The sequence below is a fragment of the Duganella flavida genome (assembly GCF_009857445.1).
Classification (GTDB): domain Bacteria; phylum Pseudomonadota; class Gammaproteobacteria; order Burkholderiales; family Burkholderiaceae_D; genus Rugamonas; species Rugamonas flavida.
In genome coordinates this window covers 46,978-69,494 of sequence record NZ_WWCN01000009.1, presented here as the reverse complement: position 1 = coordinate 69,494, position 22,517 = coordinate 46,978, and the positions used below count along the sequence as shown (strand labels likewise).

Annotated in this window: 20 protein-coding genes; 8 read left to right on the top strand and 12 right to left on the bottom strand. The window is 60.1% G+C overall.

The window, feature by feature from the left end; all coding sequences use genetic code 11:
* Positions 1-69: 69 nt before the first annotated feature.
* The 7 genes from GTP46_RS15320 to GTP46_RS15290 all read right to left on the bottom strand — a co-directional run bounded on the left by GTP46_RS15320 (position 70) and on the right by GTP46_RS15290 (position 7,909).
* Positions 70-498, bottom strand: a complete 429-nt coding sequence (locus GTP46_RS15320; protein WP_202414291.1) for an ExbD/TolR family protein — start codon at positions 496-498, stop codon at positions 70-72.
* Positions 499-558: 60 nt separating this feature from the next.
* Positions 559-987 carry an ExbD/TolR family protein gene (locus tag GTP46_RS15315; RefSeq protein ID WP_161007509.1) on the bottom strand — a complete coding sequence of 143 codons (429 nt, stop codon included), beginning with the start codon at positions 985-987 and terminating at the stop codon, positions 559-561.
* 6 nt (positions 988-993) lie between these two features.
* Complete coding sequence (locus GTP46_RS15310) at positions 994-1,887, bottom strand: MotA/TolQ/ExbB proton channel family protein (RefSeq protein ID WP_202414290.1); 894 nt, start codon at positions 1,885-1,887, stop codon at positions 994-996.
* An 83-nt stretch (positions 1,888-1,970) separates the two neighbouring features.
* Positions 1,971-2,633, bottom strand: a complete 663-nt coding sequence (locus GTP46_RS15305) for an energy transducer TonB (protein WP_161007508.1) — start codon at positions 2,631-2,633, stop codon at positions 1,971-1,973.
* A 516-nt stretch (positions 2,634-3,149) separates the two neighbouring features.
* Positions 3,150-4,688 (bottom strand): SpoVR family protein, encoded by a 1,539-nt coding sequence (locus GTP46_RS15300; RefSeq protein WP_161007507.1) that lies wholly within the window; start codon positions 4,686-4,688, stop codon positions 3,150-3,152.
* Entirely contained in the window at positions 4,688-5,956 is a 1,269-nt protein-coding gene (locus tag GTP46_RS15295) for a YeaH/YhbH family protein (protein WP_161007506.1), read from the bottom strand. The genes GTP46_RS15300 and GTP46_RS15295 overlap by 1 nt, the downstream gene beginning before the upstream one ends.
* 30 nt (positions 5,957-5,986) lie before the next feature.
* The gene (locus GTP46_RS15290) at positions 5,987-7,909 is read right to left on the bottom strand and encodes a PrkA family serine protein kinase (protein WP_161007505.1); all 1,923 of its coding nucleotides are present in this window, start codon (positions 7,907-7,909) and stop codon (positions 5,987-5,989) included.
* Between the two features lie 442 nt (positions 7,910-8,351).
* Here GTP46_RS15290 and GTP46_RS15285 point away from each other — a divergent pair, with 442 nt between their 5' ends.
* Both GTP46_RS15285 and GTP46_RS15280 read left to right on the top strand, forming a co-directional pair.
* Positions 8,352-9,359, top strand: a complete 1,008-nt coding sequence (locus GTP46_RS15285; RefSeq protein ID WP_161007504.1) for an adenosine deaminase — start codon at positions 8,352-8,354, stop codon at positions 9,357-9,359.
* Positions 9,360-11,894, top strand: a complete 2,535-nt coding sequence (locus tag GTP46_RS15280) for an ABC transporter permease (RefSeq protein ID WP_161007503.1) — start codon at positions 9,360-9,362, stop codon at positions 11,892-11,894. It begins immediately after the preceding gene.
* 8 nt (positions 11,895-11,902) lie between these two features.
* On the opposite strand, the gene GTP46_RS15275 is transcribed toward GTP46_RS15280, so the two are convergent.
* Both GTP46_RS15275 and GTP46_RS15270 read right to left on the bottom strand, forming a co-directional pair.
* Entirely contained in the window at positions 11,903-12,910 is a 1,008-nt protein-coding gene (locus GTP46_RS15275; protein WP_161007502.1) for a response regulator, read from the bottom strand.
* A 3-nt stretch (positions 12,911-12,913) separates the two neighbouring features.
* Positions 12,914-14,179 carry a sensor histidine kinase gene (locus tag GTP46_RS15270; protein ID WP_161007501.1) on the bottom strand — a complete coding sequence of 422 codons (1,266 nt, stop codon included), beginning with the start codon at positions 14,177-14,179 and terminating at the stop codon, positions 12,914-12,916.
* Between GTP46_RS15270 and GTP46_RS15265 the strand changes: the two genes are divergently transcribed.
* The 6 genes from GTP46_RS15265 to GTP46_RS15240 are packed head-to-tail and all read left to right on the top strand — an operon-like array spanning position 14,178 to position 19,253.
* A complete protein-coding gene (locus GTP46_RS15265; protein WP_161007500.1) occupies positions 14,178-14,357 on the top strand; it encodes a hypothetical protein in 180 nt (59 codons plus the stop codon). The genes GTP46_RS15270 and GTP46_RS15265 overlap by 2 nt on opposite strands.
* Entirely contained in the window at positions 14,354-15,586 is a 1,233-nt protein-coding gene (cqsA, locus tag GTP46_RS15260; protein WP_161007499.1) for an alpha-hydroxyketone-type quorum-sensing autoinducer synthase, read from the top strand. The genes GTP46_RS15265 and cqsA overlap by 4 nt, the downstream gene beginning before the upstream one ends.
* A gap of 15 nt (positions 15,587-15,601) precedes the next feature.
* Positions 15,602-15,994 (top strand): group II truncated hemoglobin, encoded by a 393-nt coding sequence (locus GTP46_RS15255; protein ID WP_161007498.1) that lies wholly within the window; start codon positions 15,602-15,604, stop codon positions 15,992-15,994.
* A 4-nt stretch (positions 15,995-15,998) separates the two neighbouring features.
* Positions 15,999-17,258 carry a DNA recombination protein RmuC gene (locus GTP46_RS15250; protein WP_161007497.1) on the top strand — a complete coding sequence of 420 codons (1,260 nt, stop codon included), beginning with the start codon at positions 15,999-16,001 and terminating at the stop codon, positions 17,256-17,258.
* A gap of 55 nt (positions 17,259-17,313) precedes the next feature.
* The gene (locus GTP46_RS15245) at positions 17,314-18,093 is read left to right on the top strand and encodes a DeoR/GlpR family DNA-binding transcription regulator (protein ID WP_161007496.1); all 780 of its coding nucleotides are present in this window, start codon (positions 17,314-17,316) and stop codon (positions 18,091-18,093) included.
* 5 nt (positions 18,094-18,098) lie between these two features.
* The gene (locus tag GTP46_RS15240) at positions 18,099-19,253 is read left to right on the top strand and encodes an MFS transporter (protein ID WP_161007495.1); all 1,155 of its coding nucleotides are present in this window, start codon (positions 18,099-18,101) and stop codon (positions 19,251-19,253) included.
* On the opposite strand, the gene GTP46_RS15235 is transcribed toward GTP46_RS15240, so the two are convergent.
* Genes GTP46_RS15235 through moeA form a run of 3 tightly spaced genes read right to left on the bottom strand, consistent with a single transcriptional unit; the run spans position 19,204 to position 22,516 of the window.
* Positions 19,204-20,004 (bottom strand): ABC transporter permease, encoded by an 801-nt coding sequence (locus GTP46_RS15235; RefSeq protein ID WP_161007494.1) that lies wholly within the window; start codon positions 20,002-20,004, stop codon positions 19,204-19,206. The genes GTP46_RS15240 and GTP46_RS15235 overlap by 50 nt on opposite strands.
* Positions 20,001-20,606 (bottom strand): ABC transporter ATP-binding protein, encoded by a 606-nt coding sequence (locus GTP46_RS15230; protein WP_161007493.1) that lies wholly within the window; start codon positions 20,604-20,606, stop codon positions 20,001-20,003. Before GTP46_RS15230 ends, GTP46_RS15235 begins: the two co-directional genes overlap by 4 nt.
* A gap of 5 nt (positions 20,607-20,611) precedes the next feature.
* Complete coding sequence (moeA, locus tag GTP46_RS15225; protein ID WP_161007492.1) at positions 20,612-22,516, bottom strand: molybdopterin molybdotransferase MoeA; 1,905 nt, start codon at positions 22,514-22,516, stop codon at positions 20,612-20,614.
* Between the last annotated feature and the right edge of the window lies 1 nt (position 22,517).

The window sequence follows — 22,517 nt, the reverse complement described above, 5'->3', positions numbered from 1 at the left end:
GGTGGGTTTTCTTTCATCAAAAAACGAAAATAGGCAGGATGGTCCTGCCTATTATTGTACATGGACTGATTATTGGAACTGTTCGTTACCGACCAGACCAATCTTGGTCACGCCCAGACGCTGAGCCGAAGCCATCACGCCTGCTACGACCTTGTACGACACCAGCTTGTTCGGACGCAGATGCACTTCCGGCTGGTCAGCTTGCGCTGCGACATCGGTCAGTTTCGCTTCCAGGGTGCCGCGGTCAGGAACCACTGCGTTATCCCACAGAATCGTACCGTCGAAGTCGACGTCAATCGTAATGACCACTGGTTCCTTGGTTGGCGGCGGTGGGGTACCGACCGGCATGTTCAGGTTGACCGAATGGTTGGCCTTCGGAATCGTAATGATCATCATGATAATCAGCACCAGCATCACGTCGATGAGGGGCGTCATATTCATTTCCATCATTGGTTCCGGATCCGCGCCTGCGGATGGAGAGCCGACACTCATACTCATGAATATTTCCTTTTTAGAAGGGCAGGCCTGAACTACAGGCCTGCGATGCACTGTCGGGAATTAACCCTTATCAGGCGGTTCGGTGATGAAGCCGACCTTCTGAATACCAGCACGCTGGGTAGTGTAAATAACCTTGCCGATTGCTTCGTAGCGGGTTTCTTGGTCGCCACGTACATGTACTTCCGGCTGAGGCAATTTCACAGCTTCCACCTTCAGATTGTCGAACAGCTCATTGGCGTCGCGCATTTTGCGCTGGTTCCAATAGATGTCGCCATCTTTGCTGACAACGATGTTGACGTCTTCAGGCTTGGTCTGGATAACCTGGTTGGTTTCCTCTGGCAGCTGAATTTTAATCAGCTTCAGCACAACCGGGCTCGTGATCAGGAAGATAATCAGCAGAACCAACATGATGTCCACGAGGGGCGTCGTGTTGATTTCCGACATGACTTGATCTTCGTCTCCGCTATCGGAGCCTACGGACATGGACATGATTAATTAGCCTACTTTTTTGGAGCCGGTTGCGGTCGACATTGCGCCCGAGATCAGGACCGAGTGTACGTCAGCCGAGAAAGCACGTACGTCTTCCATTGCCGACTTGTTACGACGTACCAGCCAGTTGTAACCCAGAACGGCTGGAACTGCAACGAACAGACCAAATGCGGTCATGATCAGTGCTTCACCCACTGGGCCTGCTACTTTGTCGATCGATGCGTTACCCGACATGCCGATCGCGATCAGTGCATTGTAAATACCCCACACGGTACCGAACAGACCGATGAACGGTGCGGTCGAACCCACGGTTGCCAGGAACGACAGGCCGTCTTGCAGACGCGATTGAACTTTATCAACAGCGCGTTGGATCGACATGGTCACCCAGGTCGACAGGTCGATTTGTTCCAGCAGGGCGCCGTCGTGGTGAGCGGTTGCCTTGGTGCCGGTTTCAGCGATGAAGCGGAATGGCGAACCTTCGGTCAGCGAAGCCGAACCAGCAGCGATCGACGAAGCTTTCCAGAACTTGGCCGACGACTCTTTCGATTGTTTGAAGATCTTGGTCTGGTCGATCAGTTTGGTGATGATGATGTACCACGAACCCATCGACATCAGCGACAGGATGATCAGGGTGCCGCGCGACACGAAGCCAGCTTCCCACACAGCAGCGAAGCCGTATGGATTTTCCACTTCTTCTTTACCGCCTTTAGCTGCAGGTGCTGCTGGAGCTTCAGCTGCTGGTGCTGCTGCCGCATCCGCTGCTGGCGCAGCTGCTGGAGCCGAAGCGGCTGCCGAGGCTTGCTCTTGCGCGAAGGCAGGGGCGCTCACCAGGGCGGTGGCTGCGGTCACCGAGAACAGCACAGCGGCCAGTACAGCGGACAAACGGGTATTCTTAAACATGCTTCCTCCAAATTGATAAAATAATCAGATCGCTGGCGTAATGACAACGAAATTACTAATTGAGACGATGGTCTGTCTCGGTTTTACTCCAGCGTCCAGACGTATTGCATCTGCTGCCAGCCTTCTTTTGGTACGCCGTCTTCAGTTGCCGGTTTGAAGCGGCACTTCGTGATACCAGCGACCGCAGCTTTATCCAGATCCCTAAAGCCGCTCGACTTCACAACTTTAGAATCTGCCACGCGACCGTCGGCTGCAATCAGGAACGACAGCTGAACGGTACCGGTTTCTTCGTTACGCAGCGACGACTTCGGCCATTCTGGCTTAGCGCAGGTGCTGAAGTCGACTACAGCCGCCGTACGGACGCCGGTTTTGGCAGGACCAGGAGCCGGAGCTGGCTGTGCTGGTGGTGCCGGACGGATATCCGTGTTTGCCGGTTTCACGTTGGTCGCGTTGGCGATCGTGTTATTCGGCGGTGGTGGCTGCTGCACGTTCACCTCAACTGGCGGGATGAATGGCGGTGGTGGTGCCTTCATCTCTGGCGGAGGTGGCGGTGGTGGGAGCTCTTTCGGTGGAGGAGGTTTCACCTCCTCGATGATCTTGGTCTCCACTGGTGCGACCATTTTGGCCACCAGGCGTTTACCAAGGCCCGTCACGATCCCATAAGCGACCAGCAAGTGCAACAAAACGACAATGGTTATGCCTGTAAAGTTCTTCCCGGTGCTTTTTTCGTTGTGCGTGAAATTCATGCCTGCTTTCTCCAATACCAACTCTCTTTGGTGCTACTTAAACCCCAAAATGGCGACACAAAACAACAGCCGCATCCGGGACGTCGGCGAATTATACATACGAATTCTTGATTTTACATAGAATTTTCATCCCTAAAACCGGTTAAATTTCATAGGGTTTTCCTATATGGTAGCGCTCCCTTTGCACCGTTCTGGCTCAATATACAAGACTCTCCGGCGCATTTTTGGGCGGTGACGCACCACGACGTTACTTAGTTTTCCCTTAAGGCCAAAAACGGAATTTTATCCAGGTAATTTTACTACGCACAATTGATAATTTGGTCGTAAATGTTTCTTTAATGAAATTCTTGCGCAGGCTACTATACAAGTAGCTGAAGAAAAATATTGACTTCATACCCGCACCGTGCATTTAAGAAAAAAACCGGAGGTAGCGCGCCGTCGCCACCCCCGGTTATCACCTTGCAAGAGCCATGCCTGAACCCAGGCAGCCTGCTAAAGCACTATATATATGTTGGGTCAGAAAGTGCGGCCGCGTTTCTCCCGCTTCACTTCCAGCGTGCTGACCACTTCGCCGCTGGGGCCTACAGTCTCCAGGTGCACGTCGAAGCCCCACAGCCGGGCCACGTGCTTGAGTACTTCGCCGGCCTGCTGGTTAAGCGGACGGCGCTGGAACTGGCTGTGGCGCAAGGTCAGCGCACGGTCGTCTTGCGTATTGACCGACCAGACCTGGATGTTGGGCTCACGGTTCCCAAGGTTATATTGTTCTGCCAGCTGCTGGCGTACGTAGCGGTAGCCAAGGTCGTCGTGGATGGCGGAGACACTGAGTTTCTCGTTATTGTCATCGTCCAGCACGGCAAAGAAGTGGAACTCGCGGATCAGCTTGGGCGAAAGATACTGGGCGATAAAGCTTTCATCTTTAAAATTGCGCATCGCGAAGTCCAGCGTCTTGCGCCAATCGCTGCCGGCGATGTCGGGGAACCATTCGCGGTCCTCGTCGGTCGGGTGCTCGCAGATGCGGCGGATGTCGGTCATCATGGCAAAGCCCAGCGCGTAGGGATTGATGCCGCTGTAATACGGGCTGTTGACCGGCGGCTGGTAGACCACATTGGTATGGCTCTTCAGGAACTCCATCATGAAGCCATCGCCGATCACGCCCTCATCGTACAACTGGTTGAGGATGGTGTAGTGCCAGAAGGTGGCCCAGCCCTCGTTCATCACCTGCGTCTGGCGCTGCGGGTAGAAGTACTGCGAAATCTTGCGCACGATGCGCACCATCTCGCGCTGCCATGGCTCCAGCAGCGGCGCGTATTTCTCGATAAAGTACAGCAGGTTCTCTTCTGGCTCGGGCGGGAAGCGCTTGGCGACCTTGGTGGCTTCTTCTTCCTCGCGGCGCGGCAAAGTGCGCCACAGGTCGTTGATCTGCGACTGCACATAGGCTTCGCGTTCCTTCTGCCGCGCGCGCTCTTCCATCAGCGACAGCTTGGCGGGCCGCTTGTAGCGGTCCACACCGTAGTTCTGAATGGCGTGGCAGGAATCAAGCAGCGTTTCCACCGCGTCGATGCCATGGCGCTGCTCGCACTCGGCGATGTAATTTTTGGCAAACACCATATAGTCGACGATGGCGTCGGCGTCGGTCCAGGTGCGGAACAGGTAGTTCCCTTTGAAGAAGGAGTTGTGGCCATATGCCGCGTGTGCGATTACCAGCGACTGCATGGTCAGGCTGTTCTCCTCCATCAGGTAGGCGATGCAGGGATTGGAGTTGATCACGATTTCGTAGGCCAGCCCCATTTGCCCGCGCTTGTAGCCTTTCTCAGTGCTGAGGAAGTGCTTGCCGAATGACCAGTGGTTGTAGGAGACCGGCATGCCCACCGAGGTGTAGGCATCCATCATCTGCTCGGCGGTGATGATCTCCAATTGGTTGGGATACGTATCCAGCCCGAAGCCCTCGGCCACGCGGCGGATTTCCTGGTGTATCTGCTCGATCAGCTCAAACGTCCACTCGGATTGCTCCGGCAGGGCGTTCGGATGCCTCGGCTTAGCGGTCATGTCGTTCATTATTTGGGCTGTTTCTTGAACAGTTCACGGAACACCGGATAGATATCAGCCGGCGTGACGATTTTTTGCATGGCGAAGTGCGGATGGTGATCCGGCACCTGCGAATATTGCTCCCATAGATTCTGTGGCGGACCGTCGGTAATCTCGACGTAGGTGTAGTACTGCACCTTGGGCATGATGGTATTAACGAGCAGCTGCCGGCACAGCACCGAGTCGTTGTCCCAGTTGTCGCCGTCCGAGGCTTGCGCCACGTAGGCGTTGTAGCTGCCGGCGCCATAGCGTTCGTCGATTACCTTGTCCAGCAGGTGCAGCGCCGACGACACCACCGTGCCGCCTGATTCGCGCGAGTGGAAGAATTCTTCCTCGTCCACCTCGGCCGCAGCCGTGTGGTGGCGGATGAAGACCACTTCAATCTTGTCATACACCCGCTTGAGGAACAGGTAGAGCAGGATGAAGAAGCGCTTGGCGGTGTCCTTGCGGGTTTCATCCATCGAGCCGGAAACGTCCATGATGCAGAACATCACCGCCTGCGTCATCGGCTTGGGGACCTTGACGCGGTTGGTGTAGCGCAGGTCGAACGGATCGATGAACGGAATCGCCAGCAAGCGTGTATGCAAGTGGTGGATCAGCTTTTTCAAATCGACCACGCGCTGGTCTTGCAGCGGCACGCCTTCCAGCAGCAGCGCTTCCAGTTCGCGCTCGGCTTCGATCACGCGCTTGCGCGAATTGCCGCCGACAGCGATGCGCCGTCCCAACGCACCGCGCAGGGAGCGCAGCACGTGGATGTTGGATGGTGTGCCGGACATATTGTAGCCGGCGCGCTGGTGTTTGAAATCGGTGGTGGCGGTCAGCTGGGTCTTGACCATGTGCGGCAGTTCCAGGTCTTCGAAGAAGTAGTTCATGAACTCTTCGCGCGACAGCTCGAAGATGAAATCGTCCTCGGTCAGCTGGTCGCTATTGCCTGCCTTGCCGCGGCCTGACCCACCGCCGCCTTTGGGACGGTTGATCTGGTCGCCCTTGAGGTATTCCTGGTTGCCCGGGTTGACCACCTCCCACACGCCGCCGTGGGCGTGGCCAAACGAGGGCTCACTCACATCCTTGACAGGGATGGAGACCTTTTCGCCGTTCTCAACGTCGGTGATGGAACGTCCTTTGATAGCACGTCCCACCGCGTCCTTGATCTGGGACTTATAACGCCGCAAGAAGCGCTCGCGGTTGACTGCGGACTTGTTCTTGCCTTGCAAACGCCGGTCGATGAGGTAAGTCAAAAGATGCCTCCTACAAGTTGCGACGTCACATTACGACGACTTCCTCACGCGCAGATACCATTCGCACAGCAAGCGCACTTGTTTGGCCGTGTAGCCTTTCTCCACCATGCGCGCGACAAAGTCGGCGTGCTTGTTGGCGTCTTCCGCGCTGGCCTTGGCGTTGAACGAAATCACCGGCAGCAGTTCCTCGGTGTTGGAGAACATCTTCTTCTCGATCACGGTGCGGAACTTCTCGTAGCTGGTCCACGCCGGATTCTTGCCGCCGTTATTGGCACGGGCGCGCAAGCCGAAGTTGACGATCTCGTTACGGAAGTCCTTCGGATTCGAAATGCCGGCTGGCTTCTCGATTTTTTCCAGCTCGTTGTTCAGCGATTCGCGGTCGAAGCTTTCGCCAGTATCGGGATCGCGGTATTCCTGGTCCTGGATCCAGAAGTCGGCAAAGGTGACGTAGCGGTCGAAGATATTCTGGCCGTATTCCGAATACGATTCGAGGTAAGCAGTCTGGATTTCCTTGCCGATGAACTCCACGTATTTCTGCGCCAGGTGCTCCTTGATGTATGAGAAGTACTTCTGCTCCAGCTCCGGCGGGAACTGCTCGCGCTCGACCTGCTGCTCCAGCACATACAGCAGGTGCACCGGATTGGCCGCAACCTCGGTGTTATCGAAGTTGAAGACCTTGGACAAAATCTTGAACGCAAAACGCGTCGACAGCCCGTTCATGCCTTCGTCCACGCCCGCATAGTCGACATACTCGTGGATCGACTTGGCCTTCGGATCGGTGTCCTTGAGGTTATCGCCGTCGTACACCAGCATCTTGCTGAAGACACTGGAGTTCTCAGGATCTTTCAGCCGCGAGAGGATCGCAAACTGCGCCATCATGCGCAGCGTGCCCGGTGCGCATGGCGCGGCGGACAGCGAGGAGTTGAATAGCAGCTTGTCGTAAATCTTGATCTCATCGGTCACGCGCAGGCAGTACGGCACTTTGACGATGTAGATACGGTCGAGGAAAGCCTCGTTGTTACGGTTGTTCTTGAAAGTCTTCCATTCCGACTCATTCGAGTGCGCCAGCACGATGCCGTCAAACGGTATGGCGCCAAAGCCTTCTGTGCCCTTGTAGTTGCCTTCCTGCGTGGCAGTCAGCAGTGGGTGCAGCACTTTGATCGGCGCCTTGAACATCTCGACGAACTCCATCAAGCCCTGGTTGGCCAGGCACAAACCACCCGAGTAGCTGTAGGCATCCGGATCGTCCTGCGAATAATCTTCCAGCTTGCGGATATCGACTTTACCGACCAGCGAAGAGATATCCTGATTGTTTTCGTCGCCCGGTTCGGTCTTGGAGATAGCAACCTGCTTCAGCACCGACGGATAGCGCCGCACCACGCGGAACTGATTGATGTCGCCATTAAATTCGTGCAGGCGCTTCACCGCCCACGGCGATGGAATATTGCGCAGGTAGCGGCGCGGGATGCCGTAGTCTTCTTCAAGGATGGTGCCATCCTCTTCTTCGTTGAACAGGCCAAGCGGCGACTCATTCACCGGCGAACCCTTCAGGCAGTAGAAGGGCACATGTTCCATCAGCGATTTCAGCTTTTCCGCAATCGAGGATTTACCGCCGCCGACCGGGCCCAGCAAATAAAGAATTTGCTTGCGCTCTTCCAGGCCTTGCGCCGCGTGACGGAAATAGGAAACGACTTGCTCGATGACTTCTTCAGTGCCGTAAAACTCGCGGAATGCCGGATAAATCTTGATGACCTTATTCGCAAAGATACGTGACAACCGGGTGTCATTGCGGGTATCGATCAGGGTCGGTTCGCCAATGGCAGCCAGCATGCGTTCAGCGGCGCTGGCGTAGGTAAGCCGGTCTTTCTTGCACAGCTCGAGATACTCCTTCATGGACATCTCTTCTTCTTTAGTGCGTTCGTATCGTGCGGCGTAGTTGTCAAAAATGGTCATTTGAATGTCCTTTAATGATGGAAACCTGCTTGTCACGAGTCACCGGCAGTTCGCTTTGCCTTGGCTCTGTTCGTATAATTCCTTTTAATCTTATTTTTCTTCTGGCCAGCTTCCTTTATGTGACACGGATTGCCCGTGTCGATGAGCTGGCTTTATGGCCGGATGGCGGCTTTTATGTGTTCGTCGTAACGCTTCTTACGTCTATGAAATTGATTATTGCGCTATTGGTGCAGGAAGTCAAAAGGTATGTCGTAATATCGTTAATACTCTTTTGTAAGAGCATGATTTAAAAGCGAAATATCGAATTAACTACGCACTTTTCGCATGGTTTTTTCGCGCGTTTTCACCACAGTATCATGCCTTTGAAAGATGTGCTGACGTACTGTGGCCGCATGGGATAAGATGGCCCGATTCAGTAACCCAGTAACAGGAAAAAATAAAAATGTTGAACGATCAATTACGCCGCGTTTTGCAGCAAATGCCGAAAGCCGAGCTGCACATCCATATCGAAGGCTCGCTGGAGCCGGAGCTGATCTTTGCGCTGGCCGAACGCAATGGCGTCAAGCTGGCGTATGGCTCGGTGGAAGAATTGCGCGCGGCGTATGCCTTTACCGATTTGCAGTCCTTCCTCGACATCTACTACGCTGGCGCCAGCGTACTGTTGAAGGAACAGGATTTCTACGATATGACGATGGCGTACCTCAAGCGCGCCGAGGCGGACAATGTGCGCCATACCGAGATTTTCTTCGACCCGCAAACGCACACTGCGCGCGGCGTGGATATCAAAGTGGTCATTGACGGCATCTACCGCGCCTGTCAGGACAGCCCGGTCAGCGCCACGCTGATCCTGTGCTTCCTGCGTCACCTGTCGGAAGAAGATGCGATTGCTACGCTGGAGGCAGCGCTGCCGTATCGCGATAAATTCATCGGTGTGGGCTTGGATTCGTCGGAAGTCGGCAATCCGCCGGAGAAGTTTGCCAATGTGTTTGCACGCTGCCGTGACCTGGGCTTGCGTCTCGTTGCACACGCAGGCGAAGAAGGTCCGCCAGCCTACATCTACACTGCGTTGGATACGCTGAAAGTCGAGCGTATCGACCACGGTGTGCGTTGCCTCGAAGATGCTGAACTGACGGCCCGTCTGGCGAAAGAGCAGATGGCGCTGACGGTGTGCCCGCTGTCCAACATCAAGCTGTGCGTGTTCGACCAGATGGAGCAGCATAACCTGCTGCAGCTGCTGGATGCTGGCATTCTGGCGACCGTGAACTCGGACGACCCGGCCTACTTCGGCGGCTACATGAACGACAACTTCATCGCTACTTTTGAAGCGCTGCCACTGGGCCTGTCGCACGCACATCGCCTGTCGCGCAACGGCTTCGTTGCTGCCTTCCTGCCGGAAGAGCAGAAGCAGAAGTTCCTGGCCGAAGTCGACGCCTTCTTCGCAAAAATCTAAATGTTCAAACTCGCCCTGAAAATGACCGCGCGCGATTGGCGCGCCGGTCAGTTGCGCTTTCTGCTGATCGCGCTGACGGTGGCCGTGGCCGCGTTGTCGGCCACCGGCTTCTTCATCGATCGCCTGCGCAGCGGGCTGGATCGCGATGCGCACCAGCTGCTGGGCGCCGACGTTGCGATCAGTGCCGACTTGCCGGTGCGTGACGAATGGCGCGCGCAAGCCGTGCAGCGTGGCTTGGTGGTGACCGACACCATCACCTTCCCCAGCATGGCGCAAGCGGGCGAGGGCGAGCAATCCAATTCTGTACTGGCGGCCCTGAAGGCCGTCGGCCCCGGCTACCCGTTGCGCGGCAAGGTGAAGATCACCACCGACGCAGCGCAAGCCGAACAAAGTATCGGCACGCCCGCCACCGAATCGCCCGCACCGGGCACCGTCTGGGTGGAGCCGGGCCTGCTGGGCAGCCTGAAAGCCAAGGTCGGCGACCAGCTCAAACTGGGCGATAAAAATTTCACCATCACGCAGCTGATCGCCGCTGAACCGGATCGCGGCGCAAATTTCCTCGCCTTCGCGCCGCGCGTGATGTTTGCATTGTCGGACCTCGATGCGACGAACCTGATCCAGCCCGGCTCGCGCGTGAACTACCGCCTGCTGTCCGCAGCACCGCCATCGCTGAAGAACGGCGCTGCTGCCGCCAAGGCCTATCAGGAATGGCTGGACGCGCAAATCAAGAACAACAACATCAAGGGCGTGCGCGTGGAATCGCTGGACGGCCGCCCTGAAATGCAAACCACGCTGGAACGCGCGGACCGCTTCCTGTCGCTGGTTGGCCTGCTGTCGGCCATGCTGGCCGCAGTCGCCGTGGCGATGGCTGCGCGTCGCTTCATGCAGCGCCACCTCGATGCCTGCGCCATGTTGCGCTGCCTCGGTTTGACGCAGAATCAGGTCACTATGATGTACCTGATCGAATTCCTGCTGGTTGGCCTGCTGGGCAGCGCGGCCGGCGTGGCGGTCGGCTTCGGCGGCCACTACGTGCTGCTGGAAGTGCTGGGTGCACTGGTGTCCAGTGAGCTGCCTGCGCCGACCATCTACCCGGCGCTGCAAGGCCTGGCCATCGGCATCCTGCTGCTGGCTGCATTTGCGCTGCCGCCGATTCTGCAGCTGCGCAAAGTACCGCACAACCGCGTGATCCGCCGCGAGCAGGATGCGCCGCAAGTGGGCGCGCTGGCGACCTACGGCTTCGGCATGGCGGGCTTCGTCGCGCTGCTATTGTGGCAAGCGGGCGATTGGAAGATGGCGCTGTACACGGCGCTCGGCTTCCTTGGCGCGTTTGCGGTATTCGGGCTGGTGGGCTGGCTAGGGTTGAAATCGCTGCGCTCCCTGCGCGGTGTGATCAATCATCAAAGCTGGCGCTTTGCGATTACGTCTTTACAGCGCCGCCCCGGCGCCACCATCGTGCAAATCGTCTCGCTGGCGCTGGGCATGATGGCGCTGCTGGTGTTGACGGTGGTGCGCGGCGACCTGATGACCGCATGGCGCAACGCTACGCCGGCCGATGCGCCGAACCGCTTCATCATCAACATCCAGCCGGAACAGCGCAATGAAATCGCACAGCGCTTGCAGGCAGCAGGCGTGAGCATCGCGCCGCAGTACCCGATGATACGCGGCCGCCTGACTGAGGTGAATGGTAAGCCAGTCACCGCCGAGACCTACACCGACGACCGCGCTAAAGGCCTGGCCGACCGCGAATTCAATCTGTCGACGATGGCGCAAATGCAGGACGGGAACAAGATCGTTGACGGCAAATGGTTCGAAGATAAACCGGGCTTGCCCGAGGTCTCTGTGGAGCAGGGGATCGCCAAGACGCTTAACTGGAAGCTAGGCGACAAGCTGCGCTTCGATATCGCCGGTGCGCCGGTTGACGTCACCATCACCAGCATCCGCAAGCTCGATTGGGGCTCGATGCGGGTGAACTTCTTCGCCATCATCAATCCTGCGGCGATGACGGAAGTGTCGCAAAGCTGGATCACTGCCTTCCACCTGCCGCAAGGGCAGGGTGCGGTGATGAATACGCTGACGCGTGATTTCCCCAATCTGACCATCGTCGATGTGGGCGGCATTCTGCGCCAGGTGCAGGCGGTGCTGGATCAGGTGATTACGGCGGTGGAGTTCCTGTTCGTCTTCACGCTGGCTTCCGGTGTGCTGGTGCTGTACGCGGCGCTGATGGGATCACAAGATGAGCGCACGCGCGAAGCAGGCTTGCTGCGGGCGCTGGGTGCGACGCGCAAGCAGCTGTCGCAAGCGCAGTTGATCGAGTTCTCGCTGGTCGGCGCGCTGTCTGGGGTGCTGGCGGCCAGCGGTGCGGCGGCGATGGGCTGGGCGCTGGCGACCTACCAGTTCAAGTTCGCATGGAGCTTTAGCCCGATGGTCTGGCTGGTCGGCCTGCTGGCCGGCGCGCTGTGCGCCATCGCCGGCGGCTGGCTGGGACTACGCAACGTGCTGCGCCAGCCGCCGCTGCAAACGCTGCGCGAAGCCTGAGCTGCAAGCTAGGCTGCAATGATCTCCGGCTGCAGCTCCTGCAAGAACTGCGCGTAAGTGTGTGGACGCTTGTCGAAGTAGTGCGCCGGCAGGTCGAACAGCGCCCAGTAGTAAGTCTCCTTGCCCTCGCAGATGCGCGGCGCGGCGCAGTAGCGATGCCAGTTCTCTGCCATGCTGCTGTTGTACATGCCGTCGCCGAACGGATCGCTAAAAAAGGCCAGCACCCGCCGCTCCAGTAGCGCATGCAGCAGTGAACGCGGTGCGTCGCTGTCGCGCGCGATCTCGTACTGGGCATACATGCTTTGCTCAGTCTCGATCACCATCAGCGTGGCCTTGCCATGCTGGTCGAGGAACAGGATGCCGGTTGGATTCGGGAAGATATAGTGTTCGATGAAACCCATCGTGCGCTTGATTTCCCGCACCACTTCGGCCAGTGCCGGATCACACAGGAAGCGGTAATCGTGCTGTGTCACCATGTCGCGCACTGTGTCGGACAGGCCGTCGAAATAGCTGTCCTGTAGCGCCGCCACTTCCATCTCCAGCAGGTCCAGCGCGTGGTCGTCACTCTTCTTGATGTAGCGGTCGATCAGGCCGCGGTTGAAGGCGCTGACCGCAATTTTTTCGTCGGCCGCGCCGGTGAACAAAATCTTCTTGCAGGGTAGGTGCGCCACTGCGGCGCAGAATTCCAGTCCGTTCATCTGTGGCATCGAGTAATCCACCACCAGCACCGACGGCGTGGCAAAGCGCTGTTTCTGTTCGGCGATGCGGTAGATGCGCTCCAGGTCCAAGGCCACGTTGCACTGGTCGGCCGGCAGGTTTTGCATGTCGAAGTTGACGTGTAGCGGCACGCCGCTATCGGGTGCACTGTTACGTAGCCAGTGCAGCGCTTCGGTGGTGTCATGGAAGGTTTTATTCGCCATCATGGGATCGAGCTGGAACGACAGACTGCGCAAGAACGAATCGCTGTCGTCGACCAGCACGGTGGTGGTGGGATGGGCATAAACGGGCAGATACATGATTCACCTCGCGGGGAATTCCAGGACGAAGATAGCGTAGGCGCTCTCGCGCGATACGCAACGTATGCGCGCACCCCAGGCATCCATGATCTCCTGGCACAGCGCCAGCCCGATGCCGGCGCCATTGTGCGGCGGGTGCGAATAAAAACGGCGGAAGATCAGCGACATGTGCGACGCCGCGATGCCGCAGCCAGTGTCGATGAACAGCAGGCGTGGCGGCGCGTGGCTGCCGTCGACCACGATGCGCACGCGCCCTTTGCCGGCGCGCTGCACGGCGCGCAGGGCGTTGCGCATCAGGTTAAGTAGTACCACCACTGCCAGCTCGCTCTGGCCGGGAAACTGGAAATTGTGGCGCAGCTCCAGCCGCACCATCTTCTGCTGTTTCTGGCTGGAGAACGGGTAGCGCTTGAGCACCGCCTCCACCACGCTCTCCATGGACACCGTCTCCACCGGATGCAGGTTTTGCCGCACGGCTGTGGCGCTCAATAAAAACAGGTCGATCATGTGGTTCATGTGGCGCACTTCGAACTGGATGCGCGCCAGTGCGTCGATGATGGTGAGACGGTCGTCCTTGTTGTGCACCTGTACCTCTACCATCATGCGCAGCAGGCCGCGCACATTGGCATCCACGCTGGTGAGCGGTGTACGCAGCTCGTGCGCCACCGTGGCCAGCCCGGCGCCCATGCCGGCCAGCTTTTCCTGTGCCAGCACGTGGCGGCTGATCTTGGCCACCGACAGCACGGCGATGGTGAACCAGTGGATAGGCAGTTGCTGCAGCACTGCTTGACTGAGCAGCTCTTGGCCCGCGCCCAGCGCCGCCGCCGCTGTGCAAGCCAGCACAGTGCCGATGGCGTAGGCGCGCAACGCCAGTGCGGTATCGAAATGGAATAGCACCACTAGCCCGATCAGCAGCGATTCGCCCCACACGCCGGAGCCGTGGTTCATCACAAACATGAACGTGAAGAAGAACGGGAAGATGTAGCTGAGCGCTACCAGCAGGTAGAGGTTCAGCATTTGCCGTGTGAACTGGCGCGCGAACAGCCCGATCGCGCATAGCAGGATGCCCAGCATGCGCAGCGGCAGCGATTCGTACTCCTGCGGGAAGAAGTCCTGCCAGATCACGTAGTACAGCGGCATGCCCACCGTGCCGATCCCGGCCAATAGCAGGACCCGTACGGTCGCGTGGTCTTCGCGGCCGTGGTACAGCAGCAGGGACTGCAGCAGTCCGTTCTGCCGGCGTTTCCAGCGTTCAAGCAGGGGAGGCCTCATGGTGGCTTTTGATTTTTATCAAGCCGTCATCATCGCCTTTATTTGCAACGCATTCTGCAATATCAAAACGGACATTGATGCGCATCAATCTCTGTGGGTTTTTTTCGCCGCATGGTGGCGCTTGCGGTACATAAAAAACAATCTTTTAGTCCAAATCCCAACAGGAGTAGCGCCATGAGCTATGCAATCGCCCATCATCACGTTCCTGCAGTACTACCGGATTTTGTTACCCGGCGCATGGACCTGCATTACATCACCCGCATTCAAGAGCTGCTGGGCGGCGAGCATCCGCACGCTTGGCAGCCGACGCCGGCCAGCGCGGTGTTTTTGGCCGGGAACGACTACCTGTGCCTGGCCGGCGAACCGGCGCTGGTGGGCGCGCAGATCGCGGCCTTGCAGCACAGCGCGGGCGAATTGCTGATGTCGGCCGTCTACCTGCAGGAGGGCAGCGCGCAGCACCGGCTGGAACGCAAGCTGGCCCGCTTCATGGGCGCGGAGGACGGCATCCTCACGCAATCCGGCTGGGCGGCGAATGTGGGACTGGTGCAGACGCTGGCCGGGCCAGGCATCCCGGTCTATCTCGATATGCAGGCGCATGCCTCGCTGTGGGAAGGCGTGCAGTCGGCTGGCGCGCTGCCGGTGTCCTTCATGCACAACGACATGGCGCATTTGCAGAAGCAGCTGCAGCGCCATGGGCGTGGCCTGATTGTGGTGGATGCGCTGTACAGCACCAACGGCAACCTGGCGCCGTTGACGGAGCTGGTGGAGCTGGCGGAGCGCAGCGGCTGCATGCTGCTGGTCGATGAGTCCCACTCGCTGGGGACACATGGGCCGCGTGGGGCGGGCTTGGTAGCGGCGGCGGGATTGAGTGAGCGGGTGCACTTCCGTACGGCGTCGCTGGCCAAGGCGTTTGCCGGGCGGGCTGGCTTTATCACGTGTTCCAGCCAGTTCAAGGGCTACTTCCTGTCCGAGTCGCGCCCGGCGATTTTCAGCTCTTGCCTGTTGGGGCATGAGCTGGCGTGGTTTGATGCGGCCATCGATTTCATCGCCGCTGCCGATGATCGCCGCGCTGCGCTGCACGCGCACGCGCGTGAACTGCGTGAAGAGTTAAGCGCCTTGGGCTACAACGTCAGCGACGGCAGCGAGCAAATTATCGCCCTGGAACCGGGGCCGGAGCCGAAGACGCTGGAGTTGCGCAAGCTACTGGAACGGCAAGGCGTGTACGGCGCCATGTTCTGCGCGCCGGCCACGCCGAAGAACCGTTCGCTGGTGCGGCTGACGCTCAACTCCGGCATCGGCCGCGCCGAGCTGGCGCGCATCGTCCAGGCTTGCGATGAGATCCGTGGGCAGGTCGATCTGGAGAACTGGTCGTCCACGCGGCGCTTGCGCAAGCTGGCGCTGGTATAAGCTATCATGGCGGGTATGACTGAAGAATCCCGCACCCTCTACGAAGTAATCGGCGGCGAAGCGACCATCCGCGCGATGGTCGACCGCTTTTATGATCTGATGGAACTTGAACCGGAGTTCCAATTGCTGCGCTCTGTGCACGGCCCCTCGCTGGAAAACGCCAACCAGCGCCTGTTCATGTTCCTCAGTGGCTGGATGGGCGGACCGGATCTGTACCAGGAAGCGCACGGCCATCCACGCTTGCGCATGCGGCACATGCCGTTCGCCATCGGCACGCAGGAGCGCGACCAGTGGCTGCGCTGCATGGCGTGGGCGATGGAAGATACCGGCATTGAGACGGAGCTGCGCGTGCGCTTGATGAACTCTTTCTTCCAAACCGCAGACTGGATGCGCAACAAGCCGGATTGATTCCATGACCTCTATCGAGTTTTTCGTCTTGCTGGCCGTACTGGCGGCCGTCATCGTGTTGCAAGTACTGGCGCTGCTGCGTGCGAAAGGCGGCGCGGCAGGCGATCTCGCTGAACGCATCGAGCGTGTTGAGCGCGAGGTACGCATGCAGCTGCAAACCACCGCGCAGACCAGCAACGCCGCCAACGTCCAGCAGTTCGAAGCGATGCGCCGCCAGCTGGAAGAGCAGGGCGTGAGCAGCCGTCATGAGCAGACCCGCAATCTCAAGCTGTTCGCCGACACCATGAACCAGCGCATGCTGGAAGTGCGTGTGACACTGGAGACCAAGATCAAGGATCTGCAAACCGACAACGGTACGCGCCTTGAAGAGATGCGCAAGACGGTGGACGAAAAACTGCACGCCACGCTGGAGACGCGCTTGAACGCCTCGTTCCAGCAAGTGTCCGAGCGTTTGGAGCGCGTGCATCAAGGCCTCGGCGAGATGCAGCAGCTGGCGCTGGGCGTCGGCGATTTGAAGCGCGTGCTGACCAACGTGAAGACGCGTGGCACGTGGGGCGAGGTACAGCTGGAAATGCTGCTGGAGCAGGTGCTCACTCCCGACCAGTATGCGAAGAATGTCGAGACCATCGTCGGCACTGGTGCGCGCGTGGAGTTCGCGCTCAAGCTGCCGGGCCAGACGGAAGGTGGCGCGCCGGTGTGGATGCCGATCGACGCCAAGTTCCCGAAAGAGCAGTACGAACGCTTGCTGGAGGCGGCCGACAATGCCGATGCGGAAGGCGTGGCGCAGGCTGGCCGCGAGCTGGAACGCGCGGTACGCACCGAGGCCAAGACCATCTCCGAGAAGTACGTCTCGCCTCCGCACACCACTGACTTTGCAATCCTGTTCCTGCCGACCGAAGGCTTGTACGCGGAAGTGATGCGCCGTCCTGGCCTGGCCGATGAGCTGCAGCGCGTGAACCGCATCAGCATCGCCGGTCCATCGACGCTGACGGCGCTGCTCAACAGTCTGCAAATGGGCTTCCGCACGCTGGCGCTGGAAAAGCGTTCGTCGGAAGTGTGGCAGGTGCTGGGCGCGGTGAAGACCGAGTTTGCCAAGTTCGGCGACGTGCTGGCCGCAACCAAGCTCACATTGGAGCGCGCCGCCAAGAACATCGAATCGGCCGAAACCCGCAGCCGCCAGATGGCGCGCAAGCTGAAAACCGTGGAGGCCCTGCCAAGCGAGCAGGCGCAATTGCTGATCGGGACTGAACCGGAAGCTGATTGATCCACGCTTATCCACGTTTATGCATGTTTGTGCGTAGTTGTGTACAATCTCGTCCATGAAACGAGAAAGCCTCCTGCTGCCCGAGCGGCATGCATTAATTCTTCAGCAACTCAACCAGGACGGGCGCGTGCTGGCCGCATTGCTGGCGCGCGAACTGAACGTTACCGAAGACACGATTCGTCGCGACCTGCGTGACATGGCCGCTGCCGGCTTATGCCAGAAGGTCTACGGCGGCGCGGTGCGCATGCCGTCCGCACCGGAGAGCGGCACGCTGGTGCAGCGCATGGAGCGCCAGCAGGACGACAAGTCGCGCCTCGCTGCGGCAGCGGCAACGCTGATTCCACTTGGCGGCACCATCTTCCTCGATGCCGGTTCCAGCAACCTCGCCATCGCCGAAGCGCTGCCGCAAGTGCCGTTGACGGTGCTGACCAATGCGCCGTCAATCGCCGCGCGCCTGCTCGACAAACCGCATATCGATCTGGTGATGATTGGTGGCCGCATCAAGCAAAGCCTCGGCGGCAGCGTGGGCGCGACTGCGCTGCGTGAACTGGAGCTGATGCATCCCGACCTGTATTTCATCGGCGCCTGCGGCGTCGACTTGCACGCAGGCGTAACGGCCATCGACTTTGAAGAAGCCGAATTCAAACGCCGGCTGTCCGCACAAAGCAAAGCCACCGCAGTCGTCGCCACCGCCAGCAAGATCGGCGCGGTGGCGTCTTACCGCGTGCTGGCGATTCCTCAATTAACCCACTTGATCGTCGAAGCCGGAACCACCGAGGATGTCGCCAAGGCCTATGCCTTGGCTGGCACTCGCTTGCTGCGCGCGGAGGCTTGAACATCATGAACAACTACGGATTGAAACAACGCGTCTCCACGCGCCTGGCTTTTCTCGCCGCCGGCATGGCCATGTCGGCATGGGCGCCGCTGGTGCCTTTTGCGCAAGCGCGCACCGGCGTCGAGGCGGCGCAACTGGGCTTGCTGCTGCTGTGCCTTGGCATCGGCTCTTTGCTGGCGATGCCGGTCACCGGCCTGCTGGCGGCGCGCTTCGGCTGCCGTCCGGTAATGCTGTTGTCCGGGCTAGGCTGCTGCGCAGTGTTCCCGTTTCTTGCGATCGCACCGAGCGCGCCCTTGCTAGCATTGAGTTTGTTCCTGTTCGGCGCCACGCTCGGCACGCTGGATGTGTCGATGAATGTACAGGCGGTGCTGGTCGAGAAGGACTACGGCGGCGCGCTGATGTCGGGCTTCCACGGCATGTTCAGCGTGGGCGGCATTGTCGGCGCAGGCAGTATGAGTTTGATGCTGTGGCAGGACGTGAGCATCGCCGCTGCATCTGTAGTGATAGCGATTGCAGTGGCGCTGGTGATGCTGGCCGCTGGTCCGAACCTGCTACGCGAAGCACCGGCGGCGGATCGTGATGCACCCTTGCTGGTGGTGCCGCGTGGCGCGGTGGTGCTGATCGGCGTGTTGTGCATGTTCGTATTCCTGGCTGAAGGCGCGGTGCTCGACTGGAGCGCGGTGATGTTGACTAACAACGGCATGAGCAGCGCGCAGGGCGGCCTTGGCTACGCGGCGTTTGCCGTGGCGATGACGCTTGGCCGCCTGAATGGCGACAAGATCGTGCAGCGCTGGGGTGGTCGCCGTATCCTGCTGCTAGGCGGCCTGGCTGCGGCGGTGGGTTTCCTGATCGTGGTGCTGGCGCCGTCGGCGTGGCTGGCGCTGGCGGGTTTTGTGCTGATCGGCTGCGGTGCATCGAATATTGTGCCGGTGCTGTTCACGGCAGCCGGTAACCAGAACGACATGCCGGCTGGTCTTGCGGTCAGCGCCATTTCGACCATCGGCTATGGCGGCATCCTCGCCGGTCCGGGCTTGATCGGTTTTGTGGCGCATGCGGTGGGACTGCAATGGGCCTTTGCCGCGCTGGCGTGCGGCATGCTGCTGGTGGCCTTCAGCGCTTCGACAAACGCTCCAGCCGCAGGCGGTGGCGCTCGTCCGTGATGCTGCGCGCGGCCAGGTAGACCGCCAGCGTGACTGAGATGCCGCTGCCGCCGGCCAGCAGGAACATCAGCAGGATCTGGTAGCGCACCGCGTCCATCGGGTCCATGCCGGCCAGGATTTGGCCGGTCATGATGCCGGGCAGGGTGATGATGCCGGCGGCCGACATCTGGTTGATGATGGGGATCAGGCCTTTGCGCACTGAGTCGCGGATCAGCGGCGCCAGTGCTTCGTGACGCGTGGCGCCCAGCACCAGCTGCGCTTCAATGGCGGCGCGGGCGTTGACCACTCCGCCGTAGAAGGTGTCCAGTCCCAGGCTGGCGGCGTTCAGCACATTTCCCAGTACGATGCCGATCAGCGGCACGACGTATTGCGGCTCGTACCACGGCGTCGGCTGCAATACCGTCAGCAGCGCTAGCACCACGGTGGCGATGCTCGACAAGCCTACACTGGCCGTGGCCAGCCACACCCCAGGCCAACCGCGCAATCCATGCGCGGGCCGCGTGGCCACCTCGCGCGCAGCGGCGACGATCATCAGCAGCGCCACCGCCAGGGTGGCGGCGGGGGACGCCAGTGCGAATACCCAGCGCAGCACCAGACCCACCAGCAGCAGCTGCACTACCATGCGCGCGGCAGACCACAGCATCATGCGCTGCATGCGCAAGCCGAGATAGGCCGAGATGCCGGCGTTCAGCACCACCAGCGATGAGGTCAGGGCCAGATCGAGCGCACTCGGTTGGATGGCGGCATTCATGGCGTGCCCTCGTGCAGGGCGCGGTCGCGCATAGTCATGTGGCGTTGGCCGAGCGTCTGCGCTTGTGCGGTCGAATGCGTGACGAGGATGAGCGACATGTCGGCATCGATTTCGCGGCGCAGCAGCGCTTCCGTGGCACTGACTGATTCAGGATCCAGTGCGGCGGTGGGCTCGTCGAGCAGCAGTACCTTGGGATTGCAGGCCAGTGAGCGTATCAGCGCCATGCGCTGGCGCTCGCCGGTGGAGAGACGGCTGACTTCATGTTCGAGCAGCGTTGGTGTGAGCTTTAGCTGCGGCAGCAGTTCGTGCACCCGCTGTATCTGGTGTGGTTTGAAATGCGCACCGGCAGTGGGCAGCCACCATGCTGGTTCGGCAGGCTGATAGACCACTTGTGCGCGCCATTCGGGTGCGCTCATGCCGGAGCGTGGGGCACCGTCCAGCAGGATCTCGCCGGTGTTCGGATCGAGGTCGCACAGCATGCGCAGCAACAGGCTCTTGCCCGCGCCGGATGGCCCGGAGATGGTGAGGCACCGGCCTGCCTCCAGCGCAAATGAATAAGGACCAGCCAGTGGCGATTGCAGCTTGCTGACCTGGAGGCGCATGGTGGCTAGATCAATCCATCAAACAGCAGTACGTCGACTGTCTGGCCAGCGGCGACGTTGGCCTGGTCGTGGTGCAGCACGACGATGCAATTGGCCTCGCTCATGGAGCTGAGGATGCCCGAGCCTTGCGCGCCGGTCAGGCGTACTTGCGGCGCGCCGTCGCTGCCGGTGCTGAGAATGCCGCGCTGGTATTCGGTGCGGCCGGGGCGTTTGCGGATTGCTTCGACGGCGCGCGCTTGCACGGTTTGCAGTTTGCTTTCGGCGCCCATCATGCGCAGCAGGGCGGGGCGGGCGAACATGTAGAACGACACCATCACGGCGACCGGATTGCCGGGCAGGCCGAATAGCCAGGCGCTGTCCTCACCACTCTGCACCCGGCCAAAGGCCAGCGGGCGGCCGGGACGCATGGCCAGCTTCCAGAATGCGACGTCACCGATTGAGGCCATGATGTCGCGCGTGTAGTCGGCTGCGCCTTCGGAGACGCCGCCGGAGGTGATGATGGCGTCGGCCTTGCTTGCTGCTTCGCGCAGTGCGGCTTCCAGTGCTTGCGAGTCGTCTTTCACCACGCCCATGTCGATTACTTCGCAGCCGAGGCGCGTCAGCATGCCGAACAGGGTGTAGCGGTTGCTGTCGTAGACGCAGCCTTCATCGAGCTTGTCGCCCAGCGAGCGCAGTTCGTCGCCGGTGGAGAAGAAGGCGACTTTGAGTTTGCGCTTTACGCTGACTTGGCCGATGCCCAGCGAGGCCACGAGGCCAAGATCGGCGGGGCGCAGCAGCTTGCCGGTGGCGATGGCGATGCCGCCGGCTTTCAAGTCTTCGCCAGCGCGGCGCAGGTTGGCGCCGGCGCGGATGGTGTTGGCGGCGATGGTGACGTTGTCACCTTCAATGGCGTCCGCTAGTTCCTGCGGCAGTACGGTGTCGCAGCCTGGCGGAATCGGTGCACCGGTCATGATGCGCACGCACTCGTTGGCTTGCAGCGCTTGCGTGAACGGATGGCCGGCGTAGGCGATGCCGATGACGTTGAATTTTATCGCGCCGTCGGTCGGCAGGTCGGCGCCGCGCAGGGCGTAGCCGTCCATCGCCGAGTTGTCGTAGGCGGGGACGTTGATTGGCGAGATGATGTCGGCAGCCAGCACGCGGTCCAGGGCGGCCAGCAGGGGCAGCGTTTCGATGGCGTCCACTGGCGCGATGCGTTCGCAGATCAGGCGCTGCGCATCAGCCACCGGCATCGGTGGAGGATCGCCATCGCGCGGCCCTGGGCCCGACGCGACGGGTGCCGCAGGCGCGCGGCGCTCGTGGTGGTGCAGCTCTTCCAGCGTGTTGATGTTGCTGAACGCCGCGCTGTCCTCGAACAGCACCTCGGCTACTTTCAGCGTATTGAAGAAGCCTTCCATGCGGCGCGCACCGGTATCGAGATAGGCGTCCAACTGCGGCAGCACGCTGGCTTTCAGCAGCGCGAATACGGGGTGCGATTGGCGGTATGGCGCTGCTTCCGGTTGCTCGGGGTCATGCTCCATCGTTACCGCCATCGCCATATCGGCGTCTTGCGCCAGCATGGCGTCATGCAGGCGCTCGGTCAGGTCGGTGGGGAAGAATGGTGAATCACACGGCGCCGTGAGTAGCAACTCGGTAGGACAAAATTGCAAGCCGATTTGCAGCCCGGCCAATGGCCCGGCAAAACCATCGAGATAATCCGGCAGCACTGGCGACTCGCCCGCCAGCGCTTGATACTGCGGCAGGTTGCGGTTGGCGTTAATCGCCACCGTGGCCACTTGCGGCGACAGACGCGCCAGCACGTGCGCCGCCAGCGTCGCGCCGCGAAACGGCTGCAAGCCTTTGTCCACGCGGCCCATACGCGTGCCACGTCCACCCGCCAGGATCAACCCGGTGACCTTGCTCTTCAAAGACAAA